The organism is Paeniglutamicibacter sp. MACA_103 (genome assembly GCF_045798555.1).
Taxonomy (GTDB): Bacteria; Actinomycetota; Actinomycetes; order Actinomycetales; family Micrococcaceae; genus Paeniglutamicibacter.
In genome coordinates, this window is sequence record NZ_JBIXLN010000017.1 from 45,893 (window position 1) to 71,671 (window position 25,779).

Sequence of the window (25,779 nt, forward strand, 5' to 3'; positions counted from 1 at the left end):
TCATCCTTCCGAGTTGTCGATCAAAGTGGTCACGGCGGCAGCAAGGGCCGGCGCGTTCTCGATGGGCAGCATATGCCTGGCCTGGGGCACCACCACTACCTTGCAGCCCGGGATCGAGCGCCCGAGTCGCCGGGACATCTCCGGCGTGGAACCGGGGTCTTTCTCGCCGGTGATGGCCAGCGAAGGCCGGGTGATGGAGCCGAGCTCGCCGGCGATCTCTTGGTCGCCATGTGCGAACACCCGGTAGGCGTGCAGATACGATTCCAGGTCGTTGCCGGCCAGGACCTTCCGCACGGCCTGCACCTGCGCCGCCGGAACGCTGGTTGTCGCACTGGGGAACCAGCGTTCGATGGCCCGGTCGACACCCGTGGCGAATTCCGATCCCGCGGTCGCAAGACGCTGGGCCACGGCTGCCGTTTCCTCGGCCGTGCGCTTGCAGACCGAGTTGACCGAGGTCAGCGTCAGCGCCTTCTCCGGGGAATAGCGGGTGATGTATTGGGCGATGAGTGCCCCCAGCGAGAACCCGACGAGGTGGACCGGCCCTTCGGGCAGCCGTGACATCACGTCCTTCGCCAGGGTCTCCAGTGATTGCGGTTCCCGCAGGGGCAGTTGCGCGCCGTGGCCCGGCAGGTCCAACGCGAGGGTCGGGCGGTCGCAGATCGCCTGGAACGTTTTCCACATGCTCTTGTCCAGGCCGACCCCGTGCAGGAGCACGATCTGTGGTTCGAGGACACCCATCACTACCGGCCGTTCCTAGAGCTCGGTCGAGAGCGCGGCCAGGCGCTGCTGCGGACGTCCGCCCGTTGCCGCGGCCAGGGCGATGATAATTTCCCCGGGGTGCGGGGCATCGGCGATGCTGACCTCGATGCTCTGGTGGTGCGAGCGGATGGTCGCGTCGGTGAAGTGCTTCAAGGGGATGTCGAAGTGCACCCCTGCCGGGCCGCGCTTTTCCACTGCCGGCAACAGGGTGGTTGCCTGCGCCGCATCGCGGAAGTGGTTGCCGAACTTCAGGGTGTGGATCAGTGCGGAACCGTGCTCGATTTCCCCTTCAAGCCCCACGATGGCGGCCTTGCCATAGGCCTCCAGCGGCGCGCCCAGCGCCTCGATGACCTTCGGCGCCAACAGCGCGCCGAGGTCGGAGGCAACGGCGTCGATGCCGGCGTTCAGGTCCTCGACGAAGCCCTGGCCGGCCCATGGGTTCTCGAAGATCGCCGCCACGATGGCAACACGTGCGACGGGGTCGACGTCGCGGCCCCCCTCACGGGCGGTTTCCTCAACGATGGTCACAAGCTTGCGGTATTTCACAGTGTAATTTCCTTCAGGATCTCGGAGGTGACGGGAATGTCGGTGTTGCGGTCCCCGATCCGCGCGAAGGGGCGGGGGCCGGTGGATGCGGCCGCGACTACGGCGATTTCCGATGCGTTTGGCGCATCCGACAAGAAGATTTCAATGGTCTGGTAGTGGCTTCGGGTGGCCGGTGCCGTCTTGTGCCACATGGGGATCCGCAGCCTTTCACCCGGCTGGCCGAATCCGTCCGCGAAGCACAGGATGGACGTTCCTTCCAGCGCCTCGCGCATCAGGTTCCCGAAGTACGGGGTGTGGATCAGCGCTCCGGCGTGTTCGATTTCCCCGCCGGCGCCGACGAGGGCCGCCTTGCCGAACGCCTCCACCTTCCCTGCGCCTCCCAGCACGTCCAGCAGCCGGTCGGTCAACAGCTTCGACAGCAGCGGGGCGATGCGCTCGGCTTCCGGGGCGAGCTCGAAATCGTTGCCGGTGCCCATCCACGGGTTGGCTATCACCGCGGTCGAGGTGGCCCGCAGGATCGAGCCCCCCTCGATATGGGGGATTTCTTCGCTGAAAGTGGAGATCTTGCGAAGTCCGATGGCTGCGGCAATGTCGTCATAGCGGTCCAGCGTCGAACGGGTGCTGAGATCCACTGTTCTAGTCACCGCTAGTGGAGTTGTTGTCATGTCCTGGAGCTTTCTGGTCTATAACGTCGTTGGTTCACTCTTGGCTCGGGAGGGCCTGGGCGTGATCGGTCGCGGTTTGTTGCGCCCAATCGGTTGCCTGGCCTCCCCTGCTCCGAGCGGCTGACTTGTCTGGCGTGTCCCCGCGGTATCCGGTGCACTTCCGATCCGGGTGCGTCTTGATTCCAATGTCCGCACCGCGTCCCGGGAGTTCATTCCCTGCCCGGCGAGCAAGAGTCCGCCGGCTCTGTGGACGCCGTCAAGGCGTCTCAAGACCAGTGTTGCCCAAACTCAATGTGTTGCATACAAGAACTGTAGTCTTTTCGGAGTCCGTGTGCAAGAAGTCACTACCCAAGTATCAGTATCCAGTGAAATTTGGGCACACTGTTGCGTACTTCACACCAAGTGCTACCATCTGATGCATGCAACAAATCCAGAACTTTCTTGCGAACCCAGGCTTCGCAGGCGACGGGCGCTTTGGATCCAGCAGTGCTGGCACCTTGCAGGGCGCCTGGCGTGCCAGGGCCATCGTCGACCGTTACCGCGGATCGCGGGGCTACTTAGGCAGGGAGGTCTGCTTCGTCGAAGACCGGACCTGGATGATCTCCAGATCCGGTCCCGGGAAATCTGCACACCCGATATGAGTTGCCCGCGCGAACCCATATCCCGTAATACCGGCACCACCCGATCGGAGCCGGTACCGCGGCTAGAGCCCGCAGGCCATCGACTGTTCCCGGATCCACACACCTGCACCGGAAGACAGTCCCTCCGGCGGCCAGCAGGCAATGCATGGCCAGTTGTCACGGAATACATCAAGACAAGCCACTTCCATCGGTCACGGGCCTCGCGCCCAGATCACTGAATGGCTGACGCCACCCACGCAACATGGCGCCAACCGAACCGGGGATGCCGCTGGCGCCATCCCGCCGATCCACGGCCCTGTCGGTGCGGTCCTCCCCACGAGGCCCGCACCGACACATGGCCATTTCGCATTCACTCACAGACAAAGGACACAACGATGTCACAGTACGATGACTCGCAACCCGCGTACGGCACGTCCCTCACCAAGGCGGAGCCATTCGCTACCGAGGAAATACCCGACGGCGAACGCCACGGCCACTCCCGCAACCAATTCACCTTGTGGTTCGCCGCCAACATGGTCCTGGCCGTCATGGTCTCAGGGTTCTTCTCCTCGATGTTCGGCCTTTCGGTATGGCAGGGTTTGAGTGCCGTTGCAGTCGGAACCCTTTTGGGCGTGATCGTCATGGGCGTCTTGGCCGGTATCGGAACAAAACTTGGGGTTCCGCAACAGGTCCAGGGCAGGGGGCCCATGGGCTTCTACGCCAACTTCGCGCCCATCACGTTGCTGACCATCGTTTCGGCCATCGGCTGGACCGCCGTCAACACCGTTTTTGCCGTGATCGCCCTGCGGATGCTGGTCGACGTGCCTTTCTGGCTCGCGGCATCACTGATTTTCGCGGTGCAATCGGTCTTCGCCATATGGGGCCACAACCTGGTCCACCTCGTCAACAAGATCGCTACGGTGGTGCTGGCCGTCCTTTTCGCCGTCATCACGGTCCTGTCGATGCGCGAGGCGGACTTCAGCGCCGCGGTTAACGTCGAGGCGCCCCTGTACATGGGGAGCTTTGCCGGATGGGCAACCTTCGCCGGATTCTTCTTCGCCTACGTGATGACGTGGACCCCGTTCGCTTCAGACTTTTCTCGCTACCTCCCGCGCCGGACTTCGCACGTCAAGGTGATGGCCTACACCGCGGCCGGGAGCTTCGTCGCCATGGTCTGGCTGGGTGGCATCGGCGTGCTCGTGTCGAGCTTCGCCGGCGAGCTGGATGCTATCGCGGCGCTGGCCGAACTCACCGGCTCCTGGGCGCCGGTGGCCATGATCACCGTGGTGCTCTCCACTCTGCCGGTCAGTGCAATGAACCTCTACGGCGGTTCCCTCTCGCTGCTCACCATTCGCGTCCCGGTCAACCGCGTCGTCGGAGTGATCCTGATTGCCGCAATCAGCCTGTGGATCACGCTGCTGATGCAAACCAATCCCTACGGCAACTTCTACGACTTCCTCTCGGTCCTGGCCTACCTGGTCGTTCCGTTCAGCACCATCTTGTTGCTGGACTACTACCTGCGCATGCGCCGAAACCTCACGCTCGCCGTCACGGAACTATTCGACAACCGCCGTGCGATCGAGTGGGGTTTCGTGGCCTGGATCGTCGGATGCTTCGTCTCGTCCCTGTTCTGGAACACCAGCTTGTGGACCGGGCCGCTGGCCAATACGTTCGTGGCATGGGGAGACCTCGGCTTCGTCACCGGAGCCATCGCTTCGACGATTGCATTCCTGTTGCTGTACCGTCTACCCGTACTGCCCTTCATGCGCACCGCCGGCCGAAACCAGGCAGCGAGCGTTGCACGATCCGAGACTGCGGAGGCCAAGTAACATGACCTGGAATTCTCCGGGGAGCACCCCCCATGCCGATACGGCACTCGTGGCCATCGACATGCAGGTGATCTTCCAGGACCCACACAGCCAATGGCACGTATCGACGTACGAGCAGGCGGCTTCACGAGTCGGCCAGCTGGTTGCCAGGTTCCCCTCGAACGTCATCTGGACGAAGTTCGTCCGGGACGCCGGGGAACACGGCAGCTGGGGAGCCTACTACGACAGGTGGGACTCCTGCCGGTTGGAGCCCGGAGCGGCGGAGTGGGGCTTGACCCTGCCGGTGAAGGCCCACGACCGGGTCTTGACCTTGCCAACGTTCTCAAAGTGGGGTCCGGAACTTGCCTCGTTGACAGAAAACCAGGAACATCTGATCGTATGTGGCGTCGCCACGGACTGCTGCGTGCTCTCAACGGTGCTCGGTGCCGTCGATGCTGGAAAACGCGTCACCTTGGTGGCCGACGCGTGCGGCGGGGCGACACCCGAGGCCCACGACCAGGCGATAGGCCTCGTGAAGCTGTTATCCCCGATGGTCAGCGTTGTGGATACTGCGGACCTGCTGGACAGCGTCGCATCCGTGGCGAAAGTACCCTGCTAGGCCAGCCTTCGGGATCCCGGGCTGGACCTGGAACCGACGAAACGGCCGTGCCGGGATGAACCAGTATTGGTCTTCCCGTCACGGCCGTTTCCATGCGCCGGGGGCGGTTCAGGGCGTCCGCGTCCGATGGCGGGTGCGGCACCCATCCATTCCAGGCGCTACGAGTCGCGGTTTCCGCCCAGCAATTCGCGGGCCGATGCGTAGACGTGGTTTCGCATCGCGGCTTCGGCCCCGAAGTGGTCCTTGTCCTGGATCATCTGCAGCACCAGTCGGTGCTCGCCGCTGGACGCCGAAATCCGCCGGGGATTCTCGACCGTCTTGAGGACCAGGCGATGGAAGGCCAGCTGGTTCATGAGCAGCCTGTAGTGTTCGACCAATTTGGTGTTGTCAGAACCATTGACCAGGGCCCAGTGGAACTCATGCACCAGCTGGGCGTAGCGTTCCGAGTCGCGGGCTGCAGCGGCGGCTTCCGAGGCCTTGACGTTCTTCTCCAGGAATTCAAGACTGGGCGTCCTGCCTCGCCGCGCCATCAGGCCGGCGGCCAGGCCCTCCAGACCTTCCTTGAGCTGGAAGAGTTCTACGATTTCCCGCTTGGTGGGTTCACGGACGTACGTCCCGACCTTGGGCCTGATTTCAATCAGGCCCTCTCGCTCGAGCTGCTTCAGCGCCTCACGCACCGGGGTCCGGCTGACGTCGAACTGCTGCGCCAGGAAAATTTCGGAGAGCGGCTCACCGGGAGGATAAGTTCCCCCAAGCACCAAATCCCGTATCCGGGCAAGCAATGAGTCGTCCGAAGGGGGTGGTGCCCCGAGATTGCTGACTTCCGCTATTCCTTGCATACAAGAACACTACGATGCATGCAAGATCAAGTCAATTTGCTCCCGACTCTTCGAGTAAAACCCCATAGATTACGTGAGTTATGAGAAAGATTCACGGACCGGTTGACGCATATGGTGACGGGGATTACAGTCTCTAGTATGCAACAGATATTTGAAGACACTCTGAAGGACGCTTGGACCGCCGCTTGGGATCGCGGCGAAGTGGAAGCTCTTAACGCCATCTCCACCTCCGATTACACCCGTCACGGCAAATCGGGCGGATCGTCGATGACCCTGGACCAGTACCAAGAGGAGATTCGTGCCATTCGCCAAGGATTCCCCGACCTGACCACCACCATTGACTCGATCTTGGTAGATGGCGAGCGGGCGGCCATCTTCTGGAAGACCACCGGCACGCACACCGAAACGTTCCTCGGCGTGCCCGCCACCGGCAAGTCAGTGGTGACCCAGGGATCGAATCAAGTTGATCTGCGCGACGGCCTGATTCACCGTGAAACCGTCACCTGGGACGGGACCGAACTGCTCAACTCACTCGGAATCCGCTCGCTATCCGATGCGATTGCCGCAGAGAAGGCACCGGAAGCGGAAGTCGTGATGGCAGATCTGTCGGGGGAACCCGATCTTGAGGCGATGAAGGCGTTCAACCGCCAGTTTGTCACCGGGGTGACCGTGGTGACCACGATGGAGGACGGAAAGCCCAAGGGCCTTGCAGTCAACGCCTACTCCTCGATCTCCCTGGAACCGCCGCTGGTCATGGTGTGCGTGCAGAAGACATCGTCGACGTACCCGGCGCTGTTCGCCTCCACCCACCTGGGAATCAATATCCTCTCCCGCGAACAGAAGGGCACCGTATCCACCTTTGCCTCGAAGTCGAGCGACAAGTTCGCGGACATCGAGTGGCACCAAGGCCCGGAAGGCAGCCCGTTGATCGACTCCTCATCGGCCATGATCGAGGCGGAAATCCGCGAGCGCTTCCAGGCGAAGACGCACACGATCTTCGTCTGCCGCGTTCGCCATGCCGAAGGCACCGACATCGAACCCATGGTCTACAAGGCGGGGCGTTTCTACGACGGCGCAAACCTGGCTTCCCTCTAGACCTGGCCAGAGCACCACCAACTAAACGGACCGCACGTTCCGGCGGACCACAGCAGAGAAGCAGGAGACCACCATGGTCGAGAAGATACTGGTCAAGAAGTCCAGTCCGGGTCCGACTCAGCCGAACCCAGCGTCACGGCGCCCCGACAAGCCCCGGGTAGGTGCCGTGTTCGGAGCATCCCTGGTCCTTCTCGCTGGGTTCCTGCTCTGGGCCAGCATTTCGCCAGAAAGCCTGGGCAACCTCATGACCAACAGCATGGACTGGATTGCACAATCCGTCGGCTGGAGCTATCTGCTGGTAACGCTGGGATGCATCGGCCTGATGGTCTACTTGGGCGCGAGCCGCTATGGCAGCATCCGGCTCGGCTCAAACGACGACAGGCCGGAATTCTCAACGTGGGCCTGGCTCGCAATGATCCTCTCGGCCGTGATGGGGATCGGCCTGATCAGCTACGGCGTCGCCGAACCGATCACCCACTTCATGGCTCCCCCGCACGCCCTGGAAGAGCCCGGGACCATGGCTGCCGCCGTGCGGGCGCTGCAATTCAGCTTCTTCGACTGGGGCCCCCATGCTTGGGCGGTATTCGGCGTCTTTGGTCTGGCCATCGGTTATTCAACCCACCGCAAGGGGCGCCCGGGACTGGTATCTCCCATGTTGCGCCCCGTGCTGGGACGACTGGTGGATGGCTGGTTCGGAAAGCTCGTCGATGTATTTGCCATCCTGGCAACGCTGTTCGGAACCACAACGTCCCTTGGCCTGGGTGCCGCTCAGATCGAAGAAGGGCTGAACCGGGTCTTCGGGCTGCCAACCGGACTGAGTGTCCAAGTAATAATCATCGCCATCATCACCGTCCTATTCACGCTTTCGGCGCTTTCGGGGGTTGATCGCGGCATCAAGTACATCAGCCAGGTCACCATGGCCCTTTCGGCCGGCCTCGCACTTTTCGTCCTGCTGATGGGCCCGACCAGCTTCATCGGCAATATCTTCTTTCGCTCCATCGGGCAATACGTCAGCGATTTCTTCCAGGTTTCCCTGATCACCCCGTCCACCCCCGATGACCTTCAGTGGATGCAGTGGTGGACCTACTTCATGATGGCTTGGTGGCTCAGCTGGGGCGCATTCGTCGGAGTCTTCCTGGCGAAGATCTCCAAGGGCCGGACCATCCGACAGTTCGTGGCGGGCGTCTTGGGCGTCCCCAGTCTGGTGTTCTTCGCGTGGTTTACCATCTTCGGCGGAACCGCCATCAAATTCGAGATGGACGGCGCCCCCATCGCTGCGCAAACCGCGGAAAACCTGAACTCGGCATTCTTCGCGATGCTCAACGAGCTGCCCCTGGTTCAGATCACGTCCGTGGTCACCATGATTCTAGTGGCCCTGTTCTTCATCTCGGGGGCCGATGCGAACACCTATGTGTTGAGCATGATGTCCAGCAAGGGACACCTGTCACCGACCCGGCCGGTGTTGACCCTTTGGGGCGTTCTGACCGGTGTCAGTGCAGTGCTCCTCCTGTTGGTCGGCGGGCTGGCAGCCTTGCAACAGGCGGCGATGCTGTCCGCATTGCCCTTCACCATCATCGTGGCCCTTCTGGGGATATCGCTGACCATGGAGCTGCGCAAGGATCCGGAGTTCGACGTGTTGCGAAAGTCCAGGTTCGACCTGCGAAAGACCGTGTACGGACAAGGGCAGAAGCCAGAGCAGTAATCTTCGCACGACCCGAGGAATCAACCGCCCCGTCGGCAGCCATCGCTGCCGCCGGGGCGGCTTTCGTTGCTGTGCCCGCTAGTGCTCCGGGTGCTCGGGGTGCAGGGGCGAATGCGGCGCCTGCATCTGGTGCAACAGCCTGTGGACCTCGGGGTGGGTCAGGGTCCAGCGCCGGTAGCGCCCGTCGGCACGCACGCCCACCACGCCGGCCTTGTGCAGCGTTGCCAGCGCCTGGGTCACGGTGTTCGCGCCCAGGGACGTGGCGGCAGCCAACTGGCTGACCGAGGAGTCCGGGGCCGCATGCATGGCGATGAGGATCTTCATCCGGGTGGCATCCGCGACCAAGGCAAAGACGTCGATCCAGTCGGGCATGTTCTGCTCGGAGGCGGCCACCGCGTCCGCCCCGATCTTGCTGTGTTCCGTTTCCGGCATGTGCCGCCCTCCCGTCCCGCGTCCTTGGCTGGTGCTCGATCTCACCGGGCCGCCGCCCCCGACCCGTTATCTGTCTGCCTGGACAGATGTAAGGTAGGGGAAACACCCGATTCACACACCGGTGACCCCAGCGAAAGGCCAAAGCCCCCAACGTGCGCAAACTCCAACGCCTGATGCCGCTGGCCGTTCTTGCCTCCATTCTATTGGTCGGCACCGGCTGCGCACCCGCCGCTCCCGGAACGGGTGCAACACCTTCGGAACAAGGCTCCCTGGCCCTTCTCACCGCGGCCTTGCCGGAGACGCTGAACCCGCTGGCGGGGTTCGACAACAACGGCACGGGCAAGGTCAATGAATCGCTCTACACCCTGGCAGGTTCCCCCGACACGTTGCCCCGGATCGTACCGCTGTTGGCCGCGGCGGAACCGACGGTCTCCAAGGACGCGCGCACCTGGACGGTTCCGCTGCGCCGAGACGCCCGGTTCAGCGACGGGACCGACTTTGATGCCGCCGACGTGGTGGCAAGCTACAAGGCCATCATGGATCCGGCGAGCGCCTCGCCGATCTTCGGCAGCCTATCGAACCTCCGGCGCGTGGAGGCACTGGATGCGCACACCGTCCGGTTCACGCTGCGCGAGGCCCAGGTCTCGTTCAAGACGGCCATGCTCATCGGCATCGCCCCGTCCGAGGCCATCGTGCCCGGGCAACGTGTCGAGGAATCGGCCTTGAACCGTGCGCCCGTGGGCACCGGCCCCTACGTGGTGGATTCGATCGGCCCCTCGCGCCTGGTCCTGGCGGCCAACCCGGATTACCGCGGCGGGGAGGTCGCGCTCAAACGCGTCGCCTACGAGGCCGCACCCGATGACAATGCCCGTGCCCAACGCATGCTGGCCGGGGAATACGACGGCACCACACTGCCCCCGCGCCTGGCCCAGACCTTTGCCGCAAACCCCGAATTCGAGCTGGTCACGGCCACCTCCGCAGACTGGCGCGGACTCTCCCTCCCGGCGGACAATCCGCTGACCGGCGACCCCAAGGTGCGCCTGGCGCTGAACCTTGCCGTGGACCGGCAAGCGCTGATCGACGGCGTCCTGGCCGGTGCCGGGCGGCCGGCACACACCTTCGTGCCCGCCGAATACGGCGATGCCTTCGATCCCGGGGCCGTCTTCGCCCACGACCCGCAGCGCGCCGCAGGGCTGCTGGACGAGGCGGGATGGGTTGTCGGCGAGAACTCGATGCGCTCCAAGGACGGGACCCCGGCCGCGTTCACCCTCATGTACAACCCAGGGGACCAGCTGCGCCGCGACCTGTCCCTGGCGTTCTCGGCCCAGATGAAGCAGCTCGGCATCGACGTCTCCGTCGAAGCCGCGACCTTCGACCAGGCCGAGCCCCGGGCAGGCACCGATGCAATCATGCTTGGAGGCGGCGACACCCCCTACGACGTGGACACCCAGCTGTACAAGATGCTGCATTCCTCCTACCCGGAAACCGGCGCCTACTACGACAACCCGAGCAGGTATGCCGACCCGGCCATGGACCGGGCCCTGGAAACCGGACGCACCACCCTGGATGCGGCCAAGCGCGCCACCGCGTACCGCGCGGTCCAGCGGCTGTACGTGGGCGAACCGTCCATGGTCCTGCTCGCGTTCATCGACCACACCTACGTCCAACGCGCCGCCGTCTCAGACACCTGGCAGGGCACCGGGACCCTGCTGGAGCCCCACGACCACGGCACCGCATGGGGCCCCTGGGTCAAGCTCGGCCAATGGGTCCCCAAGCAATGAGCACGCAGGCCCCGCCGGCGCCCCTGACCCGGGGGCGCTCCCGTGCCCGCGAGGCCATCTCCCTGCTGGGGCGGCGCACGCTCGTGGCGGTTCCGGCCACGGCCGGGATCACCGCCGCGGTCTTCTGGCTCGCGTCCCTGGCTCCCTTCAACCCGCTGGCCCTCTATCTGGGCTCGCAATACGAACACGCGACCCCGGCGCAACGGGATGAGCTGGCCGCCCAACTCGGGCTCAACGATGCCTGGTACGCGATCTGGGGGCGCTGGGTTTCCGGCATCTTCCGCGGGGATTGGGGAACCTCCAGGGTCTTCGGCCAGCCGCTGGCACAGGTGGTGTCCGAACGGCTTCCCTACACCGCCTTGCTGGTGTCCTCGGGGCTGCTCGTGGCCATTGCGCTCTCGGTGCTGTTGGCGGTGGGTGCAGCCCGAAGACCGGGATCGGCCGTTGAAGCCGTGGCGCTGGGCCTTGTCCACCTTGCCCAGGCCATCCCGCCGTTTGTGCTGGGACTGGCGGCCATCGCCGTCTTCGCGATCGGCCTGGGATTGCCGGCCGGAGGCGCCGCGTCGGGAGGGGCCGACCCCACCCTCGGCGGCGTTGCACTGCACCTGGTCCTGCCGGCGGGCGTGCTGGCGGTGACCCTGCTGCCTTGGCTGGTGCTGAACTTGCGGGCCTCGGTGCTCGAGGCGCTGGATTCCGATGCGGTGCTGGCCGCGCGTGGTCGCGGGCTGGGCGAGTTCACGGTGCTGCGCACCCACGTGCTGCCGGTGGCACTGCTGCCCTTCATGACGGTGGTGGGCTCCCGGCTGGGCGAACTGGTCACCGGGGCGCTGCTCATCGAGGCGGTGTTCTCCTGGCCTGGACTGGCCTCGGCCACGGTGTCCGCGGCGACCGCGGGCGATTTCCCGCTGCTGGCCGCGGTCACCGCGCTGACCAGCGCGGCGGTCTTTGCCGGATCCGCGCTGGCAGACGCCTGCTACCTTGTCCTTGACCCGCGGGTCAGCGATGTCTAGGCCCCGCCTGCTTCCCCTTGCCCTGCTCGGCCTGGCCGTCCTCTATGCCGTGTTGGTCCCGTGGCTCCAACCGCTGGATCCGCGCGCGGTGGACCTGTCCGCGGTGCTGCAGGCACCCTCCGGCCAGCACTTCTTTGGCACCGACCCCTTGGGCCGGGACGTGTGGATCCGTTCCGCCCAGGGCCTGCGCATGTCCCTGCTCCTGGCGTTGTTGGCCTCGGGGTTCTCCACCGTGCTCGGGGTGGGCGTCGGGCTGTTGGCCGCGTGGCGCGGCGGGCTTGTCGACCGCGTTGCCATGCGTCTGGTTGATGCGACGAACGCCCTGCCGCACCTGTTGCTGGCGGTGGTGATTGTCGCCTTGTGGCGCGGGCAGTGGTGGGCGATCGTGCTTTCCATTGCGTTGACGCACTGGACACAGGTGGCACGGATCGTGCGTTCGCGCCTGCTGGCCGAGCGCACGGCGGACTACGTGCAGCTCGCCAGGGCCTCCGGCGCGGGGACGGCCTTCATCTGGTTCACCCACCTGCTTCCGGCGGTGGCACCGCAGGCCGCCATTGCCCTGGTGCTGCAGCTGCCCCATGCCATTTGGCATGAGAGCTCGCTGTCCTTCCTGGGCGTCGGGCTGCCTCCCGAATCCGCATCGCTGGGACTGCTGCTGGAGGACGCCCGCGGCGGGCTCCTGGCCGGCGCCTGGTGGCTGCTGGTCTTCCCCGCCGGGCTGCTGGTTTTGGTCAGCTGGTCCACCGCTGCCCTGGCGGGCACGGCCGGAACGCGGCGCCTGCGCGGCCGGCTGGCCCGTACCTTCAGCAAAGGATCCACCACGCGGCCGGCGACGGCCCCGGCCGTTGCCCGCGCAACCCCCCACGCCGATCCGGACCCATCCCCGGACGGCGCGGCTATCCTGGTTTCCGGCCTGGGCCTCCGGCTCCCCTCGATAACCCTCCGCGGGGCGACGTCCCTGGTGCTCAAGGGGATCGACTACCGGGCCGAGGCCGGGCGCATCAATGTCATTATCGGCGCCTCCGGGGCGGGAAAGTCCCTGCTGCTGCGCACCCTGGCCGGATTGCCGCCCGCCGGCGCAAGTTTCACGGGAAACATCGCGGTCGGCGGACGCACACTGGACGCGGCGGGGCTGGCCGCGGCGGGGCTGGCCGCGGCGCGGGGCACCGAAACCGTACTGGTCCCGGGCTCGTCCGGCACCGCACTGAATCCCGTGCGGACGGTTGCCGCGCAAATGCGCCAAACGCTCAAGGCCGCAAAGCGGCCTTCCTCCCCCGCCGATGCCCTCGCGGCACTGGAGGCGGCGGCCGTCGACGGGTCCCTGGCCGCACGCTACCCCCACGAGCTTTCCGGCGGGCAGGCGCAGCGGGTCGCACTCGCCCTGGGCGTTGCCGTCGGCGCGCGGACCCTGCTGGTGGACGAGCCCACCAGCGCCCTGGATGCCGACACCGTTGGCCTCATGGAGGCCCTGCTGCGGTCCCTGGCCGCAGCAGGCACCACCGTCGTGATGGTCACCCACGACCTCGACCTGGCCCGCCGCATCGCGGACCACCTGGCGGTGGTTCGGGACGGGCTGGTCGTCGAGTCGGGCCATGCCTCGGACGTGCTCGGCAACCCGGCGCATCCGGCGACCGATTCGCTGCGGGGGGCGCTGGCATGAGCCTGGAACTGGCGGACGTTTCCTACACCCACCCCGGCACCGCACCGGCATCCGGGAAGCTGCTCGAGGGGTTGAGCTTGCGGGTCGGCGCCGGCGAAATCACCGGGCTTGGCGCGCCCTCGGGGGCGGGCAAGTCGACGTTGCTGCGCATCGCCGCGTTGATGACGCCCGCGGATTCCGGGGCCGTGCTCGTCAACGGCCAGGTATTTGCACCGGGCACCCCGGTCCCGCATCGGGTGCGCCAATCCCTTGGGGTGGTGCTGCAGTCCCCGCGTGCCGCCGCCGATCCGCGGTTGCGCCTTGACGCACTGATTTGCGCCCCGCTGGCCATCCGCGACCGCACCCTGCGCCCGCAACCACGGCGCCATGCGCAACGGCTGGCCGAGCTGGCCGAGGCGGTGCAACTGGATCCGGCACTGCTGCGGCACTATCCGCACCAGGTCTCGGACGGGCAGCTCCAGCGGGCCATGGTGGCCCGCGCCCTGGCACTGGATCCGGAGGTGCTGATCTGTGACGAGCCAACCGCCCAGCTCGACGCCGGAACCACCGCCGCCATCCTGGGGTTGTTGTCCGTCCGCGCCGCGGCCGGCGCCGCCGTCCTCATCGCCTCGCACGACCGCGCCGCGCTGTCCAGGGTTGCCCACACGATGGTGGACCTGGTGGAGATCAACGGCATCGGCGGACGCCGGGTGGGGCACGCCCCCTAATACTTGCGCAGGTTCATCGGCTTTTGGCCCCTCAGGTGGTGGCGCAGCTCGTCGACCACCGCCATCAGGACCGCATTGATGGCCTCGGTGGAGTTCGACAGCGCGCGGACCGCAACGCCGGGGCCCGGGACCTGGCTGATCCCCAGGTGTACCTCGGTGCGCTGGGCCTTCCCGGTCCGGTAGGCCAGCTCGCGGATGCGCTCGACGTCCGGCGCCCCGATCTTCGCATCGATGGCCAGCAGCATGCCCACGTGCGTGTAGTCCTGCAGGAAGAGCAGCGAATCCAGCGAATCCGCCCCGGGGCGCACCAGCAGGTTGTCAAGGACTGCGATGCGCCCGTCCACCGAGACCTCGGTGCGCAGGCGCACCTCGTCGTAGCGGAAGAGCTTCCCGTCCGGGCTCCACCCGGGGGTGAGCACCTCACAGAAGAGCAGGCTGGAGTCCTGGTGCATGTCCACCTGCGTGAACTGCCGGTAGTCGGCCCCGCGGTAGGCGATGAGCTGGTCGGGCACGTATTCGAGCACCGCACCTTTGCCCAGGCGCACCACCATGTCCTGGCGGGCAAAGGTGCCGGGGGTCTTGTACACCTTGGTGGCCGACTGGGTGGTCAGCAGCAGCGAGGCGTCCTCGTCCACCGAGACCTCGATGCCGTAGTTGTCCCCGCCCAGGTACCCGCCGCCGGGGTTCACGATGGTGTAGCAGACCTGGGCGGTGTCATCGAGGTAGTGCGGCCGCAGGATCCGCAGGGCACCCTGGTGGTACTGCCGGGTCGCGATGGCCTTGCCCGCCCGGTTTCCCACCTGCAGGCGCAGCTCGCCGACGAGCTTGGTCCCGGCGAAGGGCGAGGGACCCAGTTCCCGGATCACTGGCTGCTCGGCCATTCTCGGTGCCATCCCTCCCTAGCCCAGATCCAGCATCAGCACCTCGTGCTTGAGCCAGTCGATGACGGTGTCCAGTCCCTCGTCGGTCTTGAGGTTGGTGAAGCAGAAGGGCTTGTCCCCGCGGAATTCCTTGGAGTCGCGCTCCATCACCGACAGGTCCGCGCCCACGTAGGGGGCCAGGTCGGTCTTGTTGATGATGAACAGGTCGGACTTGATCATGCCCTGGCCGGCCTTGCGCGGGATCTTCTCGCCCTGGGCCACGTCGATGATGTAGACGGAGAAGTCCACGAGCTCCGGGGAGAACGTCGCGGAGAGGTTGTCTCCGCCGGACTCGACGAAGATGACCTGCAGGTCCGGGTGCTTGGCCTTCAGTTCCTCGATGGCCGCCGAGTTCATCGAGGTGTCCTCGCGGATCGCGGTGTGCGGGCAGCCGCCGGTCTCGATGCCGACGATCCTATCCAGCGGCAGCACGCCGTTGGCCGCCAGGATCTTGGCGTCCTCGATGGTGTAGATGTCGTTGGTGATCGCGGCCATCGAGACCTCGTCGTTCAGCCGGCGGGTGATCCGCTCGATCAGCTGGGTCTTGCCCGCTCCCACGGGTCCGCCGATGCCAATGCAAATCGGTTCCATGATGCACTTCCTTCTGTCGTAGGTTTTTCGCGCCGCGTGTCCGCTGCCCGGTCAGGACATGAACATGCGCGCGCGCAGGTGTTCGTGGCGCATCTGCGCAATTTCCAGGCCCGGGGCCGCCGCCCCCAGGTCCTGGATCTCCAGCGCGAAGATCGCTTCCACGGCGGCCAGCACCGGGGCGTGCATGGCACGCAGCACCCGCTGCCCGGCGTTCTGCCCGATGGGGATCCCGCGGATCGCGTTCTGCGTCAGCGAGGTCACGGTGGAGAACAGGTAGGCGGCCACGGTGTCGGCGCACGGGGCGCCGGCGCCGCGCGCGCCCAGGGCAAAGGCAATGCCCGGGTGCCCGTGGCAAGTGCCGGAAGCGACCTGCTCCCGGTACTCCTCGAGCTCCTTGGTGGGGAAGACGCTGGTGGCCACGTGCAGCATGCGCGCACCCATCTTCACCCCGGCCTCGCGGATCTGCCGCGGCACCGCCGCGGCATGGACCAGCGCGTCGATCCGCGCCAGCTCCGCTCCCCCGGCGGCCTCGTGCGCGAGGCGCACCGCCAGCCCGTCGGTGTAGGCCAGGGACTGGGACAGGAATTTATCCAGCCACAGCCCGAAGCTTGCCTCGTCGTGCACCGCCCGGGTGTCCAGGTAGCTTTCCAGCCCCATCGAATGGCTGAACGCGCCGGTGGGCAGCGCCGAGTCGGTCAGTTGCAGCAGCGTGAGCAGGTGCCCCGCCGCGGGGCTAGTGGGTGTGTTCGGCATGGCGGAACGGCACCGGCATCACGCGTTCCTGGCGCTGGTACGGCGTGTGGTGGTGCTTGAGGAAGTCCTCCACGGTGTGGTCGTACTGCACCACCATCACCGCCGCGCCGTAGTCGGAATCGGCGTCGAAGAACTGGGCCTGCAGGTGGCGGTTGCCCAGGGCGTGCGCCACCTGCCCCATCTCGAAGACGGACCCCGGGGCAATGACCAACACGTCGGTGGGCAGCACCGAGATCGTGATGATCTCCTTCTCGTTGCGCAGCAGGATGTCGCCGTCCTCAAGGTCCGGGCCCGGCGCCAGGCGGATGCCCAGCTCCCTGCCGTGGTCGGTGGTGACGCGCTGGATGCGCTTGACCAGGGCCGATGAGGGCAGCACGACTTTTTCCTCGTGCAGCTTCGCCAGCTCGGCCTCGGGGACATCGCGTTTGTTCCCCGTTAGCTGCTCGATGATCATGAAACTCCTTTGAATGCTCGCCGTCGGTTTAGAAGAGGAAGTAGCGCTGGGCCATGGGCAGCACGCTGGAGGGCTCGCAGGTGGCCAGCACCCCGTCCACGGTGACCTGGTAGGTCTGCGGGTCGACCTGGATGTCCGGGGTTTCCCCGTTGAACTTCATGTCGGCCTTCGTCAGAGACCGGATCCCGGAGACCGGGCGGATGACCTTGCGCAGCCGCAGGCGCTCGGGAACGCCCTCCTCGATGGCCGCCTGGGACAGGAAGGTGATGGAGGAGGCATGCACCGCGGTGCCCAGCGCGCCGAAGTTCTCACGCAGCGTGCGTGGCTGCGGGGTCGGGATCGAGCCGTTGGCGTCTCCCATGAGCGACTGGACGATCAGCCCGCCCTTGATGACCATGTCCGGCTTGACGCCGAAGAACGCGGGTTCCCAGAGCACCAGGTCGGCGAACTTGCCTTCCTCGATGCTGCCGATGGAATCGGCAATGCCGTGGGCGATGGCCGGGTTGATGGTGTACTTCGCGACGTAGCGTTTGAGCCGGAAGTTGTCCCCTACTTCGGGGTCCCCCTCCAGCTTGCCGCGCTGGCGCTTCATGGCGTCGGCGACCTGCCAGGTGCGCAGCACCGTCTCGCCCACGCGGCCCATGGCATGGGCGTCGGAGGAGGTCATGGAGAAGACGCCCAGGTCGTGAAGGACGTCCTCGGCGGCGATGGTCTCGGCGCGGATGCGCGAGTCGGCGAACGCGACGTCCTCCGGGATGTCCGCGTTGAGGTGGTGGGCCACCATGAGCATGTCCAGGTGCTCGTCCACGGTGTTGTTCGTGTACGGCAGCGTGGGGTTGGTGGAGGCCGGCAGCACGTTGGGCAACCCCGCCATGCGGATGATGTCCGGCGCGTGCCCGCCGCCGGCGCCCTCGGTGTGGAAGGTGTGGATGACCCGGCCGTCGATGGCCGCGATGGTGTCCTCGACGAAGCCGCATTCGTTCAGGGTGTCGGCGTGGATGGCGATCTGCACGTCGAATTCTTCGGCGATCTTCAGCGAGTTGTCGATCGAGGAGTGGGTTGCTCCCCAGTCCTCGTGGATCTTCAGGCCGATGGCTCCGGCGCGGATCTGCTCGGCCAGGGGAGCGCGCGCGCTGGCGTGGCCTTTGCCCAGGAACCCGATGTTCATCGGCAGGTTTTCCACGGCTTGCAGCATCCGGGAGATGTGCCACGGGCCGGGAGTCACGGTCGTGGCCTTGGAAGCGTCGGAGGGCCCGGCGCCTCCGCCGATCATGGTGGTGACGCCGGAGGCCAGCGCCACGGGGATTTGCTGTGGGCTCACGAAGTGCACGTGGGTGTCGATGGCGCCGGCCGTGAGGATCTTGTGCTCCCCGGCAATGATGTCGGTGGCCGCGCCGATGGTGATGTTCACACCGTTGGTGATGTCGGGGTTGCCGGCCTTGCCGATCTTGAAGATGTGGCCGTCGCGCAGGGCCACGTCGGCCTTGTAGATCCCGGTGTAGTCCAGCACCACCACGTTGGTGATGACGGTGTCGGGGATGTCCTGGTCGCGGGTCATCTGGCCGTTTTGGCCCATGCCGTCCCGGATGACCTTGCCGCCGCCGAAGACGACCTCGTCGCCGTAGTTGGTGTAGTCGTGCTCGATCTCGGCCAGCAGTTCGGTGTCTGCCAGTCGAATGGCGTCCCCCGTGGTGGGACCGTACATCTCCGCATAGTGCTTGCGGCTCATCTCGAAACTCATTTGGTGCCCTCCGCTTCGGGATCCTCGTTAACGGCGTCCTTGGTACCGGCTTCTTCGCTTTCCTCGCTGGCGCGCCGGACCTCGTCCGGGTGCGGCGGCAGGGATTCGTCGACCGGGTCCACGCCGAAGTCGGTGTGGAAGCCCACTGACTCGCGGCCGAGGTTGGGCAGGTCGATATCGTAGTCGGCGACCAGTTCCGCTTCGGTGACCGGGTTGATGCCGGCGGAGCCGCCGATGGCCTCGGTTTCCACGGCCGGGATGGTCTCGCCGACCGGCCCGTTCACGCGGTCCTGGAACCCGTAGACGTGCCGGCGCCCGGCGAATTCAACCAGGTGCACGGTGCGTGCATCCCCGGGTTCGAAGCGCACGGCGGTGCCGGCGGGGATGTCCAGACGGAAGCCGCGGGCAGCCACGCGGTCCAGGTCCAGCTGCGGGTTGACCTCCGCGAAGTGGTAGTGCGATCCGACCTGGATGGGGCGGTCGCCGTGGTTCACCAGGTTCAGGATTCGGGTTTCGAGCTCCGAGTTGCAGAGCACGGGTTCGTCACGCAGGATGTATTCTCCCGGTTTCATGTTCTTCTCTCCCTTGCCTAGCGAATCGGGTTGTGGACGGTGACAAGCTTGGTTCCGTCGGGGAAGGTCGCCTCGACCTGCACGTCGGAAATCATGTCGGCGACGCCCTCCATGACCTGCTCGCGGGTCAGGATGGTGGTTCCGTAACTCATCAGGTCCGCCACCGTGCGCCCGTCACGGGCGCCTTCAATGAGCTCATAGGTCAGGATGGCCACGGATTCGGGATGGTTGAGCAGCAGTCCACGCGACTGGCGTCTGCGCGCCAGGTCGGCGGCAACAACCACCATGAGTTTTTCGTGCTCACGCGGGGTCAAATGCATCTAGGGCTCCAGTTCTCAACAGCGGAAATAAAAAGCGCCACCCGTTATCTTCAACCGGCGGGAAGGCGCGCCGGGAGGTCCGTGGATAGGGCAAGAATAGCAGAAGAAAACCGGTGACCACCTCGTGATTGAGGTGGCGCGCCAACAGCGTAGCCCAAGGCTTGGTTCGCGGCCGACCGGGGCGACGACCCGACCTTTTCAAACGCTGCCTGACCTCGGACAAAAACAAAACGTCCCGCGGTTTCCACTACTGGTGGAATCGGCGGGACGCCTTGGCCTTGCCTTGCTGTTTCGGTCCCCTACAGGCCCAGCTCGTCCTTGCCATAGGCGTAGAGGTAGGGCACGCCCGCCTCGGCCTCGATGCGTTCCTTCGAACCGGTGTCGCGGTCAACGATCACGGCAACCGCCACGACGTTGCCGCCGGCCTTGCGCACGCCCTCGACGGCGGTCAGCGCGGACCCGCCGGTGGTGGAGGTGTCCTCAAGGACCACGACGTTGCGCCCCTCGACCGAGGGTCCCTCGACCTGGCGGCCCATGCCGTAGGACTTCTGCGCCTTGCGAACCACGAAGGCGTCGATCGAGCGCCCGGCGTGCCCGGCAGCATGCATGAGCGCAGTGCCCACCGGGTCTGCGCCCATGGTCAAGCCGCCGGCGTTGGTGAATTCGATTCCTGCCTCGTCGAGCATTTCCAGCATGACGGAGCCGACCAGCGGCGCGGCCTCGTGGTGCAGGGTGATGCGGCGTAGATCGATGTAGTAGTCGGCCTCCTTGCCGGAGGAAAGGATGACCTTGCCGTGGACCACGGCTAGTTCCTTGATGAGTTCGAGCAGGCGGGTGCGCGCGGCAGTGTTGGTCATGGGTTCAATTCTAGTTTGGCCGGTGGCATGCCTGCGATCACTACGGGTATGTGTCATCGCCTGGCCGGCATCGGCGGCACCGCCACACCTCGCCCTTGCCTTGACCGATCTGGCTACAGACAGGCAGGTGGTCCCCGGGTTAGGGTGGGGTCATGACCGATTCTCGCCCTTTGGGTTACTGGCTTAAATTGGTTGACTCGCTCATCTCCGAGCAGTTCGCCAACTCCCTCGAAGAGCACGGCGTCACGCGCCGGCAGTGGCAATTGCTCAATGTCCTTTCGCGCGGACCCGCCACCGGCGGCGAGCTCACCGCGGCCCTCGCGCCCTTCTTCGGGGAGGTCCAGGTCGAGGACGAACCCACCAGCCCGTCCGAGCACCTGGCCGAGCTCGTTGAATCGGGCTGGGTTGCCGAGGAAGGCCATACCTTCACGCTCACCGAGCGGGGCACTGTGTCGCTGGATCGCCTGACCGAGATCGTCGACGCCATGCGCGAGGAATCCAGCGCGGGGATCAGCGCCGAGGAATATTCCACCACCCTCACCTCCCTGCAGAAGATGGCCGGAAACCTTGGCTGGGATCCCAACAAACCGCCGGCAGACGCATAGGGAAATCCCGACACAGTCGCGTCCCGGTGACAGGTTAGGCTTGGGACATGCGCGAACTACAGGCTGCCATCATCAAGGAAATGGGTGTCAAGCCCCGGATCGACCCCGCCGGGGAGGTCCGTGCCCGCATTGATTTCCTCAAGGATTACCTCGTTGCCACGCACACCAACGGGTTCGTGCTGGGCATCTCCGGAGGGCTGGACTCCACCCTGGCCGGGCGCCTGGCCCAGCTTGCCGTCGAGGAGCTCCGCGCGGCGGGAACCGACGCCAAGTTCGTCGCCGCACGCCTTCCCTACGGAACCCAGCTCGATGAGGACGACGCCCAGGCCGCCCTCGATTTCGTGGCCGCGGACGAGGAACGGACCTTCAATGTGAAGGCCGGCGTCGATGGCCTCGAAGCCGCCTTCCACAAGGCCGTCGGCACGCCGATCTCCGATTTCAACAAGGGCAACATCAAGGCGCGCATGCGCATGATCGCGCAGTACACCCTGGCGGGCGAGGAAAACCTGCTGGTCATCGGCACCGACCACGGCGCCGAATCGGTCACCGGGTTCTTCACCAAGTTCGGGGACGGCGGCGCCGACCTGCTTCCGCTCTTCGGGTTGAACAAGCGCCAGAACCGCGAGTTGCTGCGGCACCTGGGCTCCCCGAGGCAGTTGTGGGAAAAGGTCCCCACCGCCGACCTGCTCGACGGCCAGCCGCTGCGCACCGACGAGGACGAGTTGGGCATCACCTACGAGAACATCGATGACTACCTCGAGGGTCGCGAGATCCCGGAGGCCGCCGCCTCCCTGATCGAGGGCAAGTTCCTGCGCACGCGCCACAAGCGCACCACCCCGGTCACCATCTTCGACACGTGGTGGAAGGCCTGATCGCTTCCGGAACCGCATAGGCTGGATCCCGTGGAAAGCACCCTGAACGAACCGTCCCCGCGTCCCGAGGCACCAGAAATTCCCGTCGAGGAATTCCCGGAGCCGACCGGCGAGCTGGTCCAGCCCATCATCCTGTTGGTGGACCGCGAGGAACCCTGCCCCGAGGACGAGGGCATTGCCGTCGCGGCGCTGGCCTCGGTCAGCGCGCTGCTGGCCAACCCGCGCCACCCGTATTGGCGGCCCTGGGCGCAGGGCGCGTTTGCCAAGAGCGTCCGCCGGGCCGACGCCAAGATGTTCGCCAAGGTTGCCGGGGAGTTCCCCGGACATGTCATGGCAGAGATCGGGACGGCACGGGCCATGGGGTTCGCCCCCATGCAGGCCGACTCGCTGCCCAAGCGCCTGGCCAAGCTCCAGGTCTCGGGAACCACGCTGCCGCCGGGCCGCCCCATGGAAGCGACGACGGTGCGCATTGCGCTGAACGATTCACTGGGCATGAGCACCGGGAAGGCCGCTGCGCAGGCGGCGCATGCGTTGTTTGCCTGGGTGTTGGAGGGAAAGCCGGAGGAGCTTGATGCCTGGCGTGCGGCCGGCTGCCTGCTATCGATTGAACGCCTCGACGCCAAGGCGTTCAGGAAGGGCGCACGCTCGGCCCACGGCCCGGTGATCCATGATGCCGGGCGGACCGAAATCACCCCGGGCTCCGCGACGGCATTCGTCAGTGTGGGTTGACGAACGCCGAGTGGCCGGTGACGGCCCGTCCGACGATCAATGAGTTGATTTCGTAGGTGCCTTCGTAGGTGTAGAGGATTTCAACGTCCCCGAAAAGCTTGGCCATCTCGTAGTCGCTGGTGACGCCGTTGCCTCCCAGCAGGGCCCGCCCCTTGGCCGCTGATTCGCGGGCAAGGCGCGTCGTGGTCGACTTGGCCATGGCGGCCTGGACCATTTCAAGATCCCCTGTGCCCTGGATTCTGGCCACATCCGCCATGAGTGAAAGGCTCGCCATGGCGTTGCCCAGGATCTCCGCCAGCGGCAACTGCACCAACTGAAACCCCGCAATGGGTGCACCGAATTGTGTGCGCGCCAGGGCGTAGTCCCTTGCGATGTCGAAGATCCCGAGCTGCACGCCGGCCGCCTGCCAACCCACCCAGGCGCGCGAGTGCTTGAGCAATTCATTGGCGGCCGCAAAGTTCGTGGCGCCGGGCAGCCTGTTGGATTCGGGGACACGAACCGCGTCCATCCGGATGTCTGCATTTTGCATGATCCGCAAGCCGATCTTGTTGGAGATCTTGGTTGCGCTGAACCCCGGGCGATCGGACTCGACGATGAAGGCCTTGATGGCATGGTCGTCGGTGTCTCGTGCCCACACCAGGGAGAAGTCGGCCATGGTGGCCGCTCCGATCCAGCGCTTGGCCCCACTGATGACCCATTCGTTGCCCTCGCGGGTGGCCGTGGTGGCGAGCCCTCCGGCAATGTCAGAACCGTGCTCGGGTTCGGTCAGGGCAAAGGCTCCCAGCGCCGTGAATTGGGTCAGTGCGGGCAGCCACTTCTTGCGCTGTTCGGCCGACCCCAGTTCCCGGATCATGCCGACAATCAGTTCATTGTGGATGCCGATGAGGGCCGAGAGGGAAACATCGGCACGTGCTGCCTCGACATAGACCAGGCCCTTGAACAGTTCGCTGCTGCCATCCAGCTGGATCCCTCCGAGTCCGTGGGAGGCCATTTCGGGCAACAGGTGGTGCGGGAATTCCTCGCGGTTCCAATACTCGAGGGATTCGGGGCGAACCCGGTCCTGCAGGAACGAGCGAATATCCCGCAGCCTTCGGCGTTCGGACGGTTCGAGGAGCTGCCAAATGTGCATGAGGTCGACATCCGGAAACGGCAAGCTCGTTGCGCTTCGCCCGGTGTCGGTTTCGGCAATTGCTGCTTGGTCTGCACTCAATGGCATGAGAGGGGTGACTCCTTGTCCGGTGAAATATTTGGCTCGATGTTTGCAAGCCCTTCCAAACGCTTGGATATCCAAGTATATTTGCAAGTGACTCAAATCACTAGGGCTTCCTACTAATTAGGAGTCCGGTCGAAAGGACGGCAATGACCGTTACCGAAGAATTCCGTGCAGCACGCGACCGACTCCTTGAACTGCGCACCGATTACACCGGCGCCCGCGAGGACTTCCGGTGGCCCGAGTTCACGGAGTTCAACTTCGGTCTCGACTGGTTCGACCAGGTTGCCAAGGACCCGTTGCGCGCCGACACCAATGCGCTGGTCATTGTCGAAAAAGACGGCACCTCCACGCGCCGCACCTGGGCCGAGTTGTCTGCCCGCTCCGGCCAAGTCGCCAACTGGATGCGCTCGATCGGCATGAAGCGCGGCGAGAAAATGATCGTCATGCTGGGCAACCGGGTGGAACTCTGGGAGATCATGCTTGCCGGCATCAAACTGGGCATGGTCATGATCCCCACCACCACGCAGATGACCCACCTGGACCTGCAGGACAGGGTTGAGCGGGGCGGCGCGCGCTGGGCCCTGGCCGGGCGCGGAGACACCCAAAAGTTCGACCGGGTCGCCGGCGACTACACGGTGATCCACGTCGACGGCGACGCTCCGGCGGGCGAAGTGGACTACACCGAGAGCTCCACGCACCCCACGGAATTCGTTCCCGACGTTGCGACCAAGGCCGATGAAACCCTGCTGCTGTACTTCACCTCCGGCACCACCTCCAAGGCCAAGCTGGTGGAGCACACCCACACCTCGTATCCGGCCGGGCACCTGAGCACCATGTTCTGGATCGGCCTGGAACCCGGCGACGTGCACCTGAATGTCGCTTCCCCGGGTTGGGCCAAACACGCGTGGAGCAACTTCTTCACGCCCTGGATCGCCGAGGCAACCGTTTTCCTCTACAACTACGAACGCTTCGACGCCAAGGCGCTCATGGCCCAGATGGATGCCGAATCCGTGACGAGTTTCTGCGCCCCGCCCACGGTCTGGCGGCTGCTCATCCAGGCGGACCTGACGGCACTGAAGAACCCTCCGGCCAAGCTGGTGTCCGCCGGCGAGCCGTTGAACGCCGAGGTCATCGACCAGGTCAGCCGCGCCTGGGGGCAAACGATCCGCGACGGCTTCGGGCAGACCGAAACCACCGTGCAGATCGCCAACCCGCCGGGGATGCCCATCAAGATCGGTGCCATGGGCCGCCCCATGCCAGGTTACGACGTGGTCCTCATCGACCCCGCCACGGGGGAGGCCGGCCGCGAGGGGGAAATCTGCCTGCGGCTGGATCCACGACCACTGGGGCTGATGAAGTCGTACTACGGGGATGCGGAAAAGACGGCGGATGCCTTCCGTGACGGCGTTTACCACACCGGGGACATGGCCGAGATGGACGAACAGGGAGTCATCACCTACGTGGGCCGCGGGGACGACGTGTTCAAGTCCAGCGACTACAAGCTCAGTCCCTTCGAATTGGAGTCGGTGCTGATCCAGCACCCCGCGGTGGCCGAGGCCGCCGTGGTGCCCTCCCCCGATGCGCTCAAGCTCTCGGTCCCCAAGGCCTTTGTGGTCACCGCCGCGGGCCACGAGCCCTCGGCGGAGCTGGCCGAAAGCATCCTGGGGTTCTGCCGGGAACACCTGGCACCCTTCAAGCGGATCCGCCGACTGGAATTCGCCGAGCTTCCCAAGACCATTTCCGGGAAGATCCGGCGGGTGGAGCTCCGGAACAACGAGGTGGCACGCCACGATGCGGCCGACGGGCACCAGGGCAAGGGTGTCGAGTACCGCGACGACGATTTTCCGTCCCTGAAATCCTGATGCCCGAGCGGGCTTGGATAAGCTGGGGCACGAGTTCTATCCGGAGG

Annotated in this window: 25 protein-coding genes and 1 pseudogene; 12 read left to right on the plus strand and 14 right to left on the minus strand. The window is 65.5% G+C overall.

The features are described from left to right. From ACIPVK_RS09970 to ACIPVK_RS09980, 3 genes are read right to left on the minus strand one after another with little or no spacing between them, the layout of a single operon-like run. Positions 1 to 738, minus strand: a complete 738-nt coding sequence (locus tag ACIPVK_RS09970; protein ID WP_407611822.1) for an alpha/beta fold hydrolase — start codon at positions 736 to 738, stop codon at positions 1 to 3. A gap of 15 nt (positions 739 to 753) precedes the next feature. Further along, positions 754 to 1,305, minus strand: a complete 552-nt coding sequence (locus ACIPVK_RS09975) for an amino acid synthesis family protein (RefSeq protein ID WP_407606878.1) — start codon at positions 1,303 to 1,305, stop codon at positions 754 to 756. After that, positions 1,302 to 1,970, minus strand: coding sequence for an amino acid synthesis family protein (locus ACIPVK_RS09980; protein ID WP_407611823.1), 669 nt, complete (start codon positions 1,968 to 1,970; stop codon positions 1,302 to 1,304). Before ACIPVK_RS09980 ends, ACIPVK_RS09975 begins: the two co-directional genes overlap by 4 nt. A 1,015-nt stretch (positions 1,971 to 2,985) precedes the next feature. Between ACIPVK_RS09980 and ACIPVK_RS09985 the strand changes: the two genes are divergently transcribed. Together ACIPVK_RS09985 and ACIPVK_RS09990 are read left to right on the plus strand one after the other, a co-directional pair. Further along, positions 2,986 to 4,419 carry a purine-cytosine permease family protein gene (locus ACIPVK_RS09985; protein ID WP_407611824.1) on the plus strand — a complete coding sequence of 478 codons (1,434 nt, stop codon included), beginning with the start codon at positions 2,986 to 2,988 and terminating at the stop codon, positions 4,417 to 4,419. A gap of 1 nt (position 4,420) precedes the next feature. Then, positions 4,421 to 5,017: a cysteine hydrolase family protein gene (locus ACIPVK_RS09990; protein WP_407611825.1), complete on the plus strand. Its 597-nt coding sequence runs from the start codon at positions 4,421 to 4,423 to the stop codon at positions 5,015 to 5,017. 158 nt (positions 5,018 to 5,175) lie between these two features. Here the strand turns inward: ACIPVK_RS09990 and ACIPVK_RS09995 are convergent, their stop codons facing one another. Beyond that, positions 5,176 to 5,856, minus strand: a complete 681-nt coding sequence (locus ACIPVK_RS09995; RefSeq protein WP_407611826.1) for a GntR family transcriptional regulator — start codon at positions 5,854 to 5,856, stop codon at positions 5,176 to 5,178. Between the two features lie 111 nt (positions 5,857 to 5,967). On the opposite strand from ACIPVK_RS09995, the gene ACIPVK_RS10000 reads away from it, so the two are divergent. Then, the gene (locus ACIPVK_RS10000) at positions 5,968 to 6,951 is read left to right on the plus strand and encodes a flavin reductase (RefSeq protein WP_407611862.1); all 984 of its coding nucleotides are present in this window, start codon (positions 5,968 to 5,970) and stop codon (positions 6,949 to 6,951) included. A 73-nt stretch (positions 6,952 to 7,024) separates the two neighbouring features. Next, complete coding sequence (locus ACIPVK_RS10005; protein WP_407611827.1) at positions 7,025 to 8,653, plus strand: BCCT family transporter; 1,629 nt, start codon at positions 7,025 to 7,027, stop codon at positions 8,651 to 8,653. A 78-nt stretch (positions 8,654 to 8,731) separates the two neighbouring features. Here the strand turns inward: ACIPVK_RS10005 and ACIPVK_RS10010 are convergent, their stop codons facing one another. Further along, positions 8,732 to 9,085: an ArsR/SmtB family transcription factor gene (locus ACIPVK_RS10010; RefSeq protein ID WP_407611828.1), complete on the minus strand. Its 354-nt coding sequence runs from the start codon at positions 9,083 to 9,085 to the stop codon at positions 8,732 to 8,734. Positions 9,086 to 9,237: 152 nt separating this feature from the next. On the opposite strand from ACIPVK_RS10010, the gene ACIPVK_RS10015 reads away from it, so the two are divergent. Genes ACIPVK_RS10015 through ACIPVK_RS10030 form a run of 4 tightly spaced genes read left to right on the plus strand, consistent with a single transcriptional unit; the run spans position 9,238 to position 14,243 of the window. Continuing rightward, positions 9,238 to 10,866, plus strand: coding sequence for an ABC transporter substrate-binding protein (locus ACIPVK_RS10015; protein WP_407611829.1), 1,629 nt, complete (start codon positions 9,238 to 9,240; stop codon positions 10,864 to 10,866). Continuing rightward, positions 10,863 to 11,876 carry an ABC transporter permease gene (locus ACIPVK_RS10020; RefSeq protein ID WP_407611830.1) on the plus strand — a complete coding sequence of 338 codons (1,014 nt, stop codon included), beginning with the start codon at positions 10,863 to 10,865 and terminating at the stop codon, positions 11,874 to 11,876. The genes ACIPVK_RS10015 and ACIPVK_RS10020 overlap by 4 nt, the downstream gene beginning before the upstream one ends. After that, positions 11,869 to 13,536 (plus strand): ABC transporter permease subunit, encoded by a 1,668-nt coding sequence (locus ACIPVK_RS10025; RefSeq protein ID WP_407611831.1) that lies wholly within the window; start codon positions 11,869 to 11,871, stop codon positions 13,534 to 13,536. Before ACIPVK_RS10020 ends, ACIPVK_RS10025 begins: the two co-directional genes overlap by 8 nt. After that, on the plus strand, positions 13,533 to 14,243 hold the full coding sequence (locus ACIPVK_RS10030; protein WP_407611832.1) for an ABC transporter ATP-binding protein: 711 nt from the start codon (positions 13,533 to 13,535) through the stop codon (positions 14,241 to 14,243). The genes ACIPVK_RS10025 and ACIPVK_RS10030 overlap by 4 nt, the downstream gene beginning before the upstream one ends. Here the strand turns inward: ACIPVK_RS10030 and ACIPVK_RS10035 are convergent. The 8 genes and pseudogenes from ACIPVK_RS10035 to pyrE form a co-directional block, all read right to left on the minus strand. After that, on the minus strand, positions 14,240 to 15,124 hold the full coding sequence (locus tag ACIPVK_RS10035; protein WP_407611833.1) for an urease accessory protein UreD: 885 nt from the start codon (positions 15,122 to 15,124) through the stop codon (positions 14,240 to 14,242). The genes ACIPVK_RS10030 and ACIPVK_RS10035 overlap by 4 nt on opposite strands. 18 nt (positions 15,125 to 15,142) lie before the next feature. Continuing rightward, the gene (ureG, locus tag ACIPVK_RS10040; protein ID WP_264270551.1) at positions 15,143 to 15,757 is read right to left on the minus strand and encodes an urease accessory protein UreG; all 615 of its coding nucleotides are present in this window, start codon (positions 15,755 to 15,757) and stop codon (positions 15,143 to 15,145) included. Positions 15,758 to 15,805: 48 nt separating this feature from the next. Next, positions 15,806 to 16,507: an urease accessory protein UreF gene (locus ACIPVK_RS10045; protein ID WP_407611834.1), complete on the minus strand. Its 702-nt coding sequence runs from the start codon at positions 16,505 to 16,507 to the stop codon at positions 15,806 to 15,808. Continuing rightward, positions 16,488 to 16,961: an urease accessory protein UreE gene (gene ureE / locus ACIPVK_RS10050; RefSeq protein WP_407611835.1), complete on the minus strand. Its 474-nt coding sequence runs from the start codon at positions 16,959 to 16,961 to the stop codon at positions 16,488 to 16,490. The genes ACIPVK_RS10045 and ureE overlap by 20 nt, the downstream gene beginning before the upstream one ends. Before the next feature lie 28 nt (positions 16,962 to 16,989). Continuing rightward, positions 16,990 to 18,702 carry an urease subunit alpha gene (gene ureC / locus ACIPVK_RS10055; protein ID WP_407611836.1) on the minus strand — a complete coding sequence of 571 codons (1,713 nt, stop codon included), beginning with the start codon at positions 18,700 to 18,702 and terminating at the stop codon, positions 16,990 to 16,992. A gap of 230 nt (positions 18,703 to 18,932) precedes the next feature. Further along, a pseudogene (locus ACIPVK_RS10060) lies at positions 18,933 to 19,274 on the minus strand (urease subunit beta); the annotation flags it as partial. 17 nt (positions 19,275 to 19,291) lie between these two features. Beyond that, positions 19,292 to 19,594 (minus strand): urease subunit gamma, encoded by a 303-nt coding sequence (locus tag ACIPVK_RS10065; RefSeq protein ID WP_264270547.1) that lies wholly within the window; start codon positions 19,592 to 19,594, stop codon positions 19,292 to 19,294. 299 nt (positions 19,595 to 19,893) lie between these two features. Continuing rightward, positions 19,894 to 20,451: an orotate phosphoribosyltransferase gene (gene pyrE, locus ACIPVK_RS10070; protein WP_407611837.1), complete on the minus strand. Its 558-nt coding sequence runs from the start codon at positions 20,449 to 20,451 to the stop codon at positions 19,894 to 19,896. Positions 20,452 to 20,603: 152 nt separating this feature from the next. Between pyrE and ACIPVK_RS10075 the strand changes: the two genes are divergently transcribed. The 3 genes from ACIPVK_RS10075 to ACIPVK_RS10085 are packed head-to-tail and all read left to right on the plus strand — an operon-like array spanning position 20,604 to position 22,657. Beyond that, on the plus strand, positions 20,604 to 21,056 hold the full coding sequence (locus ACIPVK_RS10075) for a MarR family winged helix-turn-helix transcriptional regulator (protein ID WP_407611838.1): 453 nt from the start codon (positions 20,604 to 20,606) through the stop codon (positions 21,054 to 21,056). 47 nt (positions 21,057 to 21,103) lie between these two features. Then, on the plus strand, positions 21,104 to 21,928 hold the full coding sequence (gene nadE / locus ACIPVK_RS10080; RefSeq protein ID WP_407611839.1) for an ammonia-dependent NAD(+) synthetase: 825 nt from the start codon (positions 21,104 to 21,106) through the stop codon (positions 21,926 to 21,928). A 30-nt stretch (positions 21,929 to 21,958) separates the two neighbouring features. Beyond that, the gene (locus tag ACIPVK_RS10085; protein ID WP_407611840.1) at positions 21,959 to 22,657 is read left to right on the plus strand and encodes a peptidyl-tRNA hydrolase; all 699 of its coding nucleotides are present in this window, start codon (positions 21,959 to 21,961) and stop codon (positions 22,655 to 22,657) included. Here the strand turns inward: ACIPVK_RS10085 and ACIPVK_RS10090 are convergent. Then, positions 22,644 to 23,786: an acyl-CoA dehydrogenase family protein gene (locus ACIPVK_RS10090; protein ID WP_407611863.1), complete on the minus strand. Its 1,143-nt coding sequence runs from the start codon at positions 23,784 to 23,786 to the stop codon at positions 22,644 to 22,646. The genes ACIPVK_RS10085 and ACIPVK_RS10090 overlap by 14 nt on opposite strands. Positions 23,787 to 24,016: 230 nt before the next feature. On the opposite strand from ACIPVK_RS10090, the gene ACIPVK_RS10095 reads away from it, so the two are divergent. After that, positions 24,017 to 25,732 (plus strand): AMP-binding protein, encoded by a 1,716-nt coding sequence (locus ACIPVK_RS10095; RefSeq protein ID WP_407611841.1) that lies wholly within the window; start codon positions 24,017 to 24,019, stop codon positions 25,730 to 25,732. Positions 25,733 to 25,779 lie beyond the last annotated feature (47 nt).